The organism is Marinimicrobium sp. UBA4209 (genome assembly GCF_002381585.1).
GTDB classification, from domain to species: domain Bacteria; phylum Pseudomonadota; class Gammaproteobacteria; order Pseudomonadales; family Cellvibrionaceae; genus Marinimicrobium; species Marinimicrobium koreense.
This window is the reverse complement of the sequence record NZ_DFTP01000102.1, coordinates 1-11917: the sequence shown is the minus strand read 5'-3', so window position 1 is coordinate 11917 and position 11917 is coordinate 1. Positions and strand designations below refer to the sequence as shown.

Below are 11917 nucleotides of genomic sequence, written 5' to 3'. Positions count from 1 at the left end.
GCCCAGCCGCCGCTGATGCCGGAGCCGACCACAATTGCGTCGTAGTGGTTGTCTGCCATAGTTACATCTCTGTCTCGTTATATTATTGACCCGGTGGATCAAACATCGCTAATACGAATTGCCGATCTGAGCGATTCGGTGACTCTTCATAGGTACCACCTGGGGAAGGCCGCCCAACTTGTATGACGAACCCCGGCATAGCCTACCCTGCGCCCGCACAAATTTCCACGGGTCTCACGGTTTTTAACACACGCGCTTACAGATCCATCAGCGCCCTGTTGAGCCGCTGTTCCAGCTGGGCCTTGATGTCCAGGTAGTGGCTGAGCTGAAGCCCCAGTTGCGGCGCCAACAGGTCCCGGCACTGACTGAGGTCCAGGTCGGTGATATAGCAGGGATAGCGCTCTTTGGCACGACGCATGGACAAGATATAGCGCGCCACTTCGCTGAACAGCTCGTCCCCATAATCCAGCGCGGAGAACTCCCGGTCGTTACAGTACACGGTGTACAGGATATCGCCGTCCGGAGCCGGCTCGGCAATCACCTGAATGTTGGTGAAGGTCAACCGGCTGAGGTCTCCGGCGCTGGCACGTTCCTCCAGGTAGCCGCGACCCTGATCCACCCGGCCACACAGCTCAAACAGCCGAACCGGGGGCGTCGCGTCTCCTCCCTGATCGGCGCTGGCGCTCTGACGGGCCACGACGGAACGCAGGAAATGATGCAGGGGACGCAGAAGCGTCGTGTGGCTGAAAAACGAGAGCCGGATCACCAGCAGAGACCCCAGCTCATCAATCAAGGTCACTTCGGCCTCCTCTTCCTGCACCTGATAAAACAGATAGACCCCCGGCTCGCGAGCCTGGTCGGCCATCAGTTTCAGAGGACGATTTTTCAGGGCGTGCCGATCGACCACGATGGGGCTGTATTCCAGTTGCGCATTGGTCAGCTTGTCGATCAGGGCATCGTAGCTGCCATAACGGGTGACGTGGGGTTGTTGCTGGAGGAACTGGATCAGCACATAGCCTTCGGCGGTTTCCAGCACATAGCGGCTACTGGCGGGACGGGTGCCGGAGTAATAACAGCCGACCAGATCCTGCCAGAGCTCCTCCAGACGCTGTACCACCAGGTTACCCTGGGCTCCCAGGCAGCGGATGGTCACCTCCGGCGGGGCCAGCCCCCGTCCCGGAGGAGCCAGGCGCAGGTAATACTGAAGACCGTTGATCAGTGCATCGTCGTCATAGTGACGGCACAGCACTTCGCGCCAACTGTTGATCTGGACCAGATCTAGGGTCAGTACCAGATTGTCGCGCAGGCCGCTGAAATCCAGGGCATCGCGCTGGGCACTGAGCATCTGCAGGCCCCGCTCGTGGAGATTGGCCTGGGACTCGACGCCCAGATTAAACAGTAGCAGCAGGCGTTCCGCGCGAGCGGCCCGCTGGAAAGGCTCGTGGGCCCGGGTCACCAGCGGCAAGGGCAGCCACTGATGCAGCCATTGCCAGAGTTGCTGGCGCTGGGGGGCGGTCAGGCTGACCCGCTCGCCCTGCACATCAAACCAGGCACCGGCGCCGAGCACGCCGTTGCCATAGGTCCACAGCAGCAGCTCCCCCAGATAGCGCGCGCGCTTGAGGGGCGGGCCGTCCGGCTGGCCATCCCGGCTGCGAAACACGGCCCAGAAGCGGGCCCCCTCGGGGCTCGTGTCCGGCTCTTCCACAAAGATCAACGCCGGTTCGGCGATGTCCTGGGAGATGTCGGGGTTGAGCCACTCCACCTTGCCCGCCTTGCGCTCAAACGCCGCGTGCAGTTTGCGCCCCAGGACCATCAGCTCGTCATCGCTGATCCGGGTTTCGGTGGACGCCTTACTGACCGCGTTGATCAGCCGGTAGCTGGCACTGAGCTCCGCCACCAGTTGGCGTCGTTCCTCCATGACATCAGGCACCTTCCAGTGCCGGCGCTGGTCCAGCCGCTGAAGCTCAGTGTGGCTCCACCCCCACTCCGCCACCAGTTGCTCGAGTTGCTCCCGCTGCCAGGACTTGCGCCCACTGCGGGGTGGCCGGGTCAGCGGTTTGTCCACTTTAAAGTACAGGCAACGGCGGGCCAGGTTGAGGCGGTCTCCTACGTCACCCGTATCGATCAGGTACTGCTCCAAACGCCGGTAGATCATCACATAGGCGTCGAGGCGATCCGGGTGTGGCGCCTGTTGATACACCGCCTCTTTGAAGGTCAGCGCCAACGGACGCCGATCCTGCCCCTGCAGATAGGCCTCCAGCAGCATCAGTTTCAAGACCGATTTGTGGGGCGACTCAATGCCTTTATAGAGGTGCCAGATGCCCGCGCCCACGAATTCATCGGTGGGAATGTCCGGCAGGCCGCCAAAGTCGATCACCTCGGCGGCACGCAGGAACCGCTGCCCGAGCAGGGTTTGTGTGTAGGCGGCGTAGTCGCGCTCACAGGTACCGGGCACAAACCACCACAAAGGTAGCTTGCCGCCCAGCCACAGGGCGGTGCGATAGAACTCATCCAGCAGGAGAAACCGCTGGGCGGAGCCACTGCCTTCCGCCGACAGCTGGCCCAGCTGACCCGTGCGGAACTGATCGGGCTCCATCAGAAAAAAGTGTACCTCCAGGCGCACCTGCTGTTCCGCCCAGAGCGACAGCTGGCGACACTTGCGCCGGAGCTGATCGCGCGCCTCGCGCTCCAGGCCCGGCCGGTGGCATACCCAGACATCCAGGTCACTGCCTTCGCTCTGGGCGATGGTGCCGACGCTGCCCATGACAAACAGCGCGTCGATGTCACAGGCGCGGGCGCTGACGTCGCGCTGATAGTGGAAGCTGCGGGCCAACCCCCGGGCGAGGCGGATCTGATCCCGGTCGGGTTCGTAACCGCTGAGACCGGCGGGGGCGGTGCCAGAGACGTAACCGGGCAACATGGGGTGGTTGACGTGAAACAGCAGCGGCAGCAGAACCACCAGGTCCTGCTGACGGTCGCTCAGGCCCTCGAGCATGCGCCGGTGGCGCACCCGATTGAGATCGAGAAAACGCTGTTTGAGCCGCTTGAGCTGTTTCCGGTCGAGCCCGCCATCACTATGATCGAGTTCAATGACGTCTGAGCGTAGGCCCATTACTTGCCCTGGGGTGTGGTTGCCGCCTGAACCACCTCGAACAGGGTCTGGTAGAGCAGGGCCGGTTTGATGGGTTTACTGATGTAGTCGTTCATGCCCTCGGCCAGGCAGCGCTCACGGTCGCCCCGCAGTGCCTGAGCGGTCAGGGCCACGATGGGAATGTCCGGGCGCTGGTCGCCGGCGCGAATCCGCCGGGTCGCCTCATAGCCATCCATGTCGGGCATTTCCAGGTCCATCAATATGACATCGAAATGATCCACATTCCGATAGAACTGATCCAGCGCCTCCCGGCCTGTGGCGGCCAGTGTCACTTCAGCACCACGCTTGCGCAGAATGCCCTGGGCCACCTGCTGGTTCACCTTGTTGTCTTCCGCGAGCAAGACACTCAACCCCGCCAGGGATACCTCCGCGCCGGGCGCGTTGGTGGCCTGGGCGTTGAGATGGCCGCTGAACAGCTGACTGAGTGCGTCAAACAGCCGCGATTCGCTGACGGGCTTGTTCAGGAACCCATCCACCAGTTCGGCATTCTGCTCGCCGTCGAAAATTTCATCGCGGTGGTAGGATGAAATCAGCAGGACCTGGGGTGTATGGGCCAGTTCCGGATCTGCCTTGAGCACTTCGGTGGCCTCCAGGCCGTTGACTACCGGCATCTGATAATCCATCAGCACCAGATCGTAGGGCCGGCCGGCCCGTTCGGCCGTGCGTAACTGGTGAATCGCCTCCTCGGCCGACGCTGCACAGTCGGCATGAAGCTGCATATTGTGCAGGGTTCGTGCAATGATCTCCCGCGCCAGGGCATTATCATCGACAATCAGGGCGCGAAGATGCTCAAACTGATCCGGGCGCTCCTTCAGCGTCCAGGCCCCGATCTGACTGTGCTCAAACCGGGCGGTAAAACTGATCCGGCAGCCCTGGCCCGGCTCGGTCTGGATTTCCAGTTCGCCCTGCATGAGCTTGATCAGGTGATAGCAGATGGTCAACCCCGTGCTGGTCGCCACCCCCACTTGCCGGGGGCCCCGGGCCATGGCCTCGAAACTGGCTTCCAGTGCCGCGACCTGCTCCGGGCTCATTCCCACACCGAAATCGGTGATGCAGAATTTCAGCTCGACGCCCTCTGGCGTCGTTTGGGTCTGACGCACGCTCAGCAGCACCCGGTCGCTGGTGGAGTATTGCATGGCGTTATTGACCAGATGGCTCAGTATCTGGCTCAGGCGGGCGGTATCGCCCCGGAGAAAGCGGGGCACGTCCGGGTGAAGATCGTAGGTGATGTCCACCTGCCGATGGATGGCGCTGACTTCGAACAACCGGGCGAGCTTTTCGAACACCTGCTCCAGATCGAAATGAGCGGATTCGAGGACGATTTTACCGGTCTCGATTTTGGAGAAGTCGAGCACCTGGTTAATGATATGAAGCAGGGAGTCCGCCGCCGCGCCCATGCTGTCCAGATAGCTGCGCTGTTGGTCGTCCAGCGGGGTGTCGCCCAACAGGTGCCCCAGGCCGATGATGGCGTTCATGGGCGTGCGGATTTCGTGGCTCATTCGTGCCAGAAATTCACTTTTAGTGCGGTTGGCCAGGTCGGCCTGGGTTTTGGCGGCAATCAGGGCATCCTGGGCGCTGGGCAACCGATCCGATGCCTGCGCCTCGGAAAGCGCACCGGCGGGCTCTGAAGAAGCCACTTGGGCTTTCAGCTCTGCCAGTTCCTTCTCCAGCGCGCGTATGCGCTGTTGCACAGAGAGGTCATTTGTCGCCATTGCCAAAGCACCGCTGGCCATTTATCGAATAGGGCGGCGCCAGCGCCGGCTTGCTTCAGACGGCTCGAAGCGCATACAAGGTATATACTTCGAGGGCCGTCAGCGGTCTGCTCTCGCCCGGAGGGCCCGTCCAGACTGTGCTGAAAACGGGCTACAGCCTCTAAGGCTAGTGCATTTTTGGCGCTATGCCAAAGGAAAAATCAATGTCCGGTCATAACCACTCAAAGAGGCCTATCTTGCCCGATATCCGACCCACCCAGGGAAAATGGCTCAGTCTACTGCTCGGGATCACCGGCGTGCTCTTGGTGGCCCTGGTTCCGGCCCCCGGCGGTCTGTCCACCGAGGCCTGGCGCGCTCTGGGGTTGGCATGGCTGATGGCCGTGTTCTGGATTGCCGAAACATTGCCTCTGGCCGCCACCGCGCTGCTGCCGATTGTGCTCGGCCCACTGCTCGGTCTGGTCGAGCCCGGTGCGGTAACCCGCGATTATGCCCACCCGCTGATCTTCCTGTTTCTCGGCGGGTTTGTGTTGGGCCTGGCCATGGAACGCTGGCGTCTGCACGAGAGAATGGCACTGCGGATTCTGTCCACCATGGGCGGCACACCGGCCCGGGAACTGGCGGGCTTCATGTTGGCCACGGCCTTTCTGAGCATGTGGGTCAGCAATACGGCCACCGCGATCATGATGCTACCCATCGCGCTCTCGGTCATTCAGGTAAAAGGGGTCGATGATGCCCGTTCGGGCAACCCCTACGCCGTAGCCCTGCTGCTTGCCGTTGCCTATTCCGCGAGTATCGGCGGCATTGCCACTCTGATCGGCACCCCGCCAAACGCTCTGCTGGCCGCCTATCTGTCCGAACAACACGGTATCGAACTGGGCTTTGGCGAGTGGATGATCATCGGCTTGCCGGTCAGCCTGACCATGCTGATGGCGGCCTGGCTGTGGCTGGCCCATGTGGTGGCCCGCGGACGGACCGCCGGCACCGGCGACGCCCCGCATCACAAAACCGATCACGACCTGTTCCGGCAGCGCCTCGACGAGCTGGGGCCCATGACGCGGATGGAAAAGCGGGTCACTTGGGTGTTTATCGTGACGGCGGTGGCCTGGATTTTTCAGCCCCTGCTGGCCGGAGTATTCCCCGCTGGTTCGCTCACCGACACCAGCATTGCCATTGCCTGTGCCATTGCACTGCACGCGCTTCCCGCCGGTGATGGGAAGGGCTCACGCCTGATGGACTGGGAATCCAGCCAGAAACTGCCCTGGGGGGTATTGCTGCTGTTCGGTGGCGGGCTGGCCCTGGCCGGTATCATCCAGGATTCCGGGCTCGCCCAAGCCATTGCCTCGGGCCTTGAAACGCTGAATCGTTGGCCTACCGCGGTCATTGTTTTGGCCGTGACGGCAACCATCATTTTTCTGACCGAAATCACCAGCAATACCGCGACAACGGCGGCCTTTCTCCCTCTGCTGGGCGCGCTGGCCATCGCCCTGGGTCTGCCGGTGGAGGCGCTCGTGGTGCCCGCCGCGATTGCCGCGAGCTGTGCCTTCATGCTGCCGGTGGCCACCCCGCCGAATGCCATTGTGTTTGGCTCAAACCAGCTATCGATCAAACAGATGGCATCCGCCGGTTTAGCGCTCAATTTGATCGGTACCGCTCTGGTGGCGGCCCTCGGGACGGCGCTGATTCACTGGCGGCTGTTCCACTAGTGCTCACTGGTTAGTTTGAGCCAAAAGGGATATAGTCTCGCTGACCGGATGATAATAATCAGCCCACTGTGAATCCAAACCCGTTGCCGCTCGCGTCCTAACCCAGAGCACAACAGGTAAGCCAGCCGCCGGCCTTTCGGAGCGGTCGGCATCAAGGTATCAGTCTGGGCTATCTAGCCAGGAAGCCAATTTGCGGACAGCGTCATGATCAAACTCGATAATATTCACAAGTACTACGCCACCGGCGACCAGCGCCTGCATGTGCTCAAGGGCATCAACCTGCACATTCGCGAGGGCGAGCTGGTGTCGATCATGGGTTCGTCGGGCTCAGGCAAATCCACCCTGCTGAATATTCTGGGGATTCTCGATACTCACGATGAGGGCGACTACTTCCTTGCCGGGCGGGAAATTCGCCACCTGAAACAGAAGACCGCCGCGCAAATGCGCAACCAGTTGCTCGGCTTCATTTTTCAGTCATTCAACCTGCTGCCTTTCAAAAATGCCCTGGAGAATGTGGCCCTGCCACTGTACTACCAGAATGTCGGGCGCAAGGAGCGCAACCGGACGGCCGCCCGCTATCTGGAGATGGTGGGGCTGAGTGACCGCGCCCTGCACATGCCCAACGAACTCTCTGGCGGCCAGAAGCAGCGGGTGGCCATTGCCCGGGCGTTGGTCACCCAGCCCAAAGTCATTCTCGCCGATGAGCCCACCGGCGCCCTGGACAGCAAAACGACCGAGGACATCATGGCGCTGATCAAGGAAGTGCACAGCCTGGGCAACACCATCGTGATCGTCACTCATGAAAAGGATGTCGCCAACCAGACCGAGCGGCAGATTGTGCTCAAAGACGGCCAGATTATTTCCGCCGCCGATCTGCACAGATCAGCCCTCGAACACGCCTGAGCGCCGAGGCCAGACATGGACGGATTACAGGAAATTCTCTACACCCTGCGCCAGAACAAACTGCGCACCGCGCTCACCGCCTTCGGCGTGTTCTGGGGTATTTTCATGCTGATCCTGCTACTCGGCGCCGGCCGGGGCATGCAGAACGGCGTGTACGACAGCTTCGGTACCGACGTGCGCGATTTTGTGGTGATCTGGTCCGGGGCGACCTCGGTGGCCCATCAGGGCATGTCGGTGGGTCGGCGCATTCAGCTCACCACCGCCGATCTGTCCGCCATCAAACGTCAGGTCCCCGGCGTCGGGTTTATCGCGTCGGAAAACCGCATCAATAACGCCAGTATTCGTGCGGGCAACAAAACCGGCAGTTTTTCCCTGCACGGTATCCCCGATGATTTTTTCCGCATCAAAGGCGTGGAGCCATTCGACTTCGGCCGCGAGCTGAACCGTCTTGACCAGGCCCAGTTGCGCAAATCCTGTCTGCTCGGGCGCACCGTGGTCGAGCGATTGTTTGGCCCCGGAACGGACCCGGTCGGCCAGGAAGTCACGGTCAACAACGTAGTGCTGACGGTGGTGGGTGTGTTCTACGACCGGAACAACCGCGGCCAGGACTCCGAGCGCATCTACATTGCCGATACCACCTATCGCACCGTCTTCGGGGGCGGCGACAACATTCAGACACTGTGGCTTCGGCCGGCACCCGGCTACGACGGTGTTCAGGTGGAACAACAGGTGATTGAGCTGCTGAAGCAGCGTCATCAGGTGGCGGAGGAGGATCGCCGGGCAATCCAGTCCTTCAACATGGCCGGCCCCGCAAAAATGGTCAACGGGCTTTTCCTGGCGATCAATGCCTTCATCTGGTTTGTCGGCTTGGGCACGCTCACCGCCGGTATTGTGGGTGTTAGCAACATCATGATCATTACGGTAAAAGAGCGCACCCGGGAAATCGGCATTCGCAAAGCCCTGGGCGCAACGCCGTTCAATATTGTGAAGACGCTGCTGCTGGAATCCATTCTGGTCACCAGTATCGCCGGCTATGCCGGGCTGGTCTTGGGCGTGGGACTGATCGAACTGATGGCCTTCGGCCTGCGCTCAGTGGGCGCCAACCTGCCGTTCTTTCAGAACCCGGAAGTCAACTTCCAGGCGGCGATCACTGCCATCGTATTGCTGGTGATTGTGGGTGCCCTGGCGGGTCTGGTGCCGGCGCTGAAAGCGGCCCGAATCATGCCCATTGAAGCCATGCGCGCGGAGTAGCCACCAGTGATTATTGATACCCAAAAGTGGCAGGAAATTTTCATCACCCTGCGCCAGCACAAACTGCGCACCGGGCTCACCGCCTTCGGGGTGTTCTGGGGCATTTTCATGCTGACCGTGCTGCTCGGCGCGGGCAAGGGACTCGAGAACGGCGTGATGGAAGGTTTTCGCGGCGTACCCAATGCGGTGTGGATCTGGTCTCAGGGACGCACTCAGGTGCCGTATCAAGGCATGCCCATTGGCCGCCAGATCATACTGCGACCCGACGATCTTCCGGCGATTCGCGACAATATTCCCACCGTCGATCGTCTCTACCCCCAGAACAGTGTGGGCATCTGGGGCGGTTCACCGGCCTACACCGTGTACGAACAGAACAGTGGCAGTTTTTCCGTTCAGGGCGCCATGGCCGGAATGGCCGGAATTTTTAGGCAGCGGGTTGTGGAAGGGCGCTATCTGAACACGCTCGACGACCGGGAAAGGCGCAAAGTGGTGATCATCGGCCAACGGGTCAAGGACCAACTGTTCGCGCCGGGCGAAGCGGCCGTCGGACAGTATCTGACCATCGATGGCATCAGCTTTCAGGTAGTGGGCGTGTACGCCAGCACCTCGACCGAGCCCGACAGCAGCGAGGAAGAGCGTATCTACATGCCCAACGATACGCTGCGCCAGACCTTCAACCAGACCGCCTGGATCGGCAGCATGGTGGTAATCCCCAAGCCGGGCGTTCACGCCGCCAACGTCGAGCAGCAGGTCAAATCATTTTTGCACGAACGCAAGCAGGTGGCGCCCGATGATGTCGGCGTGCTGGGCAGCTTCAACCTGCAGACCGAGTTCGACAAGATCAACGGGCTGTTCACCGGCATTCAGGTATTCAGTTGGTTTGTGGCCATCGGCACCATCATGGCCGGCGCCCTGGGTGTGGGCAACATCATGTTGATCGTGGTTCGGGAGCGCACCCGGGAAATCGGGTTGCGCAAGGCGCTGGGCGCAACACCTACGTCCATCGTGGCCATGATCGTGCAGGAGTCCATCTTCATTACCGCCGTGGCCGGCTACACCGGTCTGGTGGCGGGCGTCCTGCTGCTGGAGGGCGTCAATGCCCTGCTCGCGGCCAGCGGCGGCCGGGCCGGCATGTTCAGCAATCCGGAAGTGGATTTCACCACAGCGCTGATGGCCTTGGCCGTGTTGATCGTTTCCGGGGTCATTGCGGCGTTGCTCCCCGCCGCCAAAGCGGCCAGCGTCAATCCGATCGCGGCCCTTCAGGACGAATAATTTTCACGTTTGCTTCACTACGAGATCGTCACCATGAAAAAGGTATTCACAGTTCTTCTGCTCGGGTTTATCGCACTGATCTTTATCAGCACGGCGGTATTTCTGTACAACAAATCCCAGGCCAAGCCGGTGACCTACGAAACGGACGCGCCTGCGATAATGGACATTGTCCAGAAAACCGTGGCCACCGGCCGGGTGGTTCCCCGCAAGGAGGTCAACGTGACCTCCCAGGTGTCCGGCGTGGTGGACACCGTGTATGTCACTGCCGGACAGACGGTACGCAAGGGCGATCTGATTTCGCGCATCACCCTGGCTCCCAGTATGGTGATGCTGAACAACGCCGAGTCCCAACTCGACTCCGCACGGATCAGCCTGGCCAACGCTGAAGAGGAGTTGGACCGACAGCGCAAATTGTTTGAAAGCGGGCTGATTCCCGCCTCGGAATTCAGCCGGTTCCAGTTGGACTACGAGCTCAAGCGCGAAGCGGTTCGCTCGGCAGAAAATCACCTGCTGCTGATCAGCGAGGGCGCCACCAGCGATTCCGATCTGGTGTCCAACGTGATCCGCGCACCGGTCGATGGCATGATCCTGGATATTCCCAATAAGGAAGGTGCGTTTATCGTTGAATCCAGCACCTACGGAGCGGGTACACCGGTCGCCGTGATGGCCGACATGAGCGATATGATTTTCGAGGGCAAGGTGGACGAAGCGGAAGTCGGTAAAATCGAAGAGGGCATGTCACTGATTCTGCATGTGGGCGCGCTGCAGGACGAGACCTTCGATGCGACCCTGGAGCACATTGCTCCTAAAGGTGAAGAAGATCAGGGCACTATCAAATTCGAAATCCGCGCCGCCGTGACCCTGGAAGACCAGGTGTTTCTACGAGCCAATTACAGTGCCAATGCGGATATTGTTCTGGCCGAACGCAAAGACGTGTTGGCCATCAACGAGGGTAATCTGATCATTGAGGGCGATGAGTATTTTGTCGAAGTCGAAACCGCCGATCAGGTGTTTGAAAAACGCCCCGTCGAGGTGGGGCTATCCAACGGCATCCACATTGAGGTCGTTGAAGGTTTGACTCAGGACGAGAAGATCAAGAAACAGTCCTGATCCACGTAAAGGCAGCAGCTGTCGGGTTACGCCTTCGGTTAACCCGACCTACTGGAACTTGCCGTGGAATCTTCAGGTTCGAGTAGGTCGGGTTAGCGAAGCGTAACCCGACAGCCCACGGAGACAGCAACGGTGTTAGTAGCTAAAAACGCCAAAAGCGTCATCGTACAACGTCACACTCAAAACTCACTCCTTTCCCACTCCCCTAAGATCCGGCACAACGCCGCCCCAGTCCTCAGGATATTCTCCTCGCTCTACAAACCGATGGAAACTTGAATGCGGCCAGTCCCGCACCCGTCTCACCAATTCATGTTTAACCGGATTAAAGTGTATGTAATCTCTATGCCTCTGCCAATCCCGCTCGTCTCTCAGAAAATGCTCCCAAAAACGTGACTGCCAGAACGGTCCGGTCAAACCAAAGGACTCCCGAAGTGTTCGACTTAGTCCCGACTTTATCAGGCGCCAACGGATTGAAAAATCACTGTCATCCTCAGGTAGAACCCAGATACAGTGTAGATGATCCGGTAGTACGACTATTGAGTCGAGAACAAACGGGTATTGGATTTTGACCTGTCGAATACGCTGTCTGAGTAGGCCAACAACACTGGGATGATCAAATAGAGGGCGTCGTCTTGCGGTGACGACGGTGAAGAAATAGGCAGCGCCGGGGTGATAATAACGTCGGTATTGCATAAACCCTCCGTGGTTTACGAGTTGGTGTTGGTGGTTGCTGTCGGGTTACGCTTCGCTAACCCGACCTGCGGGAGCGTGCCGTGAATTCGTTGAGTTCGAGTAGTCAGTTATAAGGTAGAAAA

At 60.1% G+C, this 11917-nt stretch carries 8 protein-coding genes; 5 read left to right on the top strand and 3 right to left on the bottom strand.

Annotated elements, in window-relative coordinates; all coding sequences use genetic code 11:
* Nucleotides 1–256 precede the first annotated feature (256 nt).
* Together B3187_RS14790 and B3187_RS14785 are read right to left on the bottom strand one after the other, a co-directional pair.
* Nucleotides 257–3112, bottom strand: a complete 2856-nt coding sequence (locus B3187_RS14790; protein WP_286807237.1) for a class I adenylate cyclase — start codon at nt 3110–3112, stop codon at nt 257–259.
* Complete coding sequence (locus B3187_RS14785) at nt 3112–4842, bottom strand: response regulator (RefSeq protein ID WP_286807236.1); 1731 nt, start codon at nt 4840–4842, stop codon at nt 3112–3114. The genes B3187_RS14790 and B3187_RS14785 overlap by 1 nt, the downstream gene beginning before the upstream one ends.
* A 257-nt stretch (nt 4843–5099) precedes the next feature.
* Between B3187_RS14785 and B3187_RS14780 the strand changes: the two genes are divergently transcribed.
* From B3187_RS14780 to B3187_RS14760, 5 genes are all read left to right on the top strand, one after another.
* A complete protein-coding gene (locus B3187_RS14780; RefSeq protein WP_286807235.1) occupies nt 5100–6566 on the top strand; it encodes an SLC13 family permease in 1467 nt (488 codons plus the stop codon).
* Nucleotides 6567–6770: 204 nt separating this feature from the next.
* The gene (locus B3187_RS14775; protein WP_123638710.1) at nt 6771–7469 is read left to right on the top strand and encodes an ABC transporter ATP-binding protein; all 699 of its coding nucleotides are present in this window, start codon (nt 6771–6773) and stop codon (nt 7467–7469) included.
* 15 nt (nt 7470–7484) lie between these two features.
* Nucleotides 7485–8720 carry an ABC transporter permease gene (locus B3187_RS14770; RefSeq protein ID WP_024461718.1) on the top strand — a complete coding sequence of 412 codons (1236 nt, stop codon included), beginning with the start codon at nt 7485–7487 and terminating at the stop codon, nt 8718–8720.
* A 6-nt stretch (nt 8721–8726) separates the two neighbouring features.
* The gene (locus tag B3187_RS14765) at nt 8727–9992 is read left to right on the top strand and encodes an ABC transporter permease (RefSeq protein ID WP_286807234.1); all 1266 of its coding nucleotides are present in this window, start codon (nt 8727–8729) and stop codon (nt 9990–9992) included.
* Nucleotides 9993–10025: 33 nt separating this feature from the next.
* Nucleotides 10026–11102 (top strand): efflux RND transporter periplasmic adaptor subunit, encoded by a 1077-nt coding sequence (locus B3187_RS14760; RefSeq protein ID WP_286807233.1) that lies wholly within the window; start codon nt 10026–10028, stop codon nt 11100–11102.
* A gap of 186 nt (nt 11103–11288) precedes the next feature.
* Here the strand turns inward: B3187_RS14760 and B3187_RS14755 are convergent, their stop codons facing one another.
* Nucleotides 11289–11795, bottom strand: a complete 507-nt coding sequence (locus B3187_RS14755; RefSeq protein WP_286807232.1) for an REP-associated tyrosine transposase — start codon at nt 11793–11795, stop codon at nt 11289–11291.
* Nucleotides 11796–11917 lie beyond the last annotated feature (122 nt).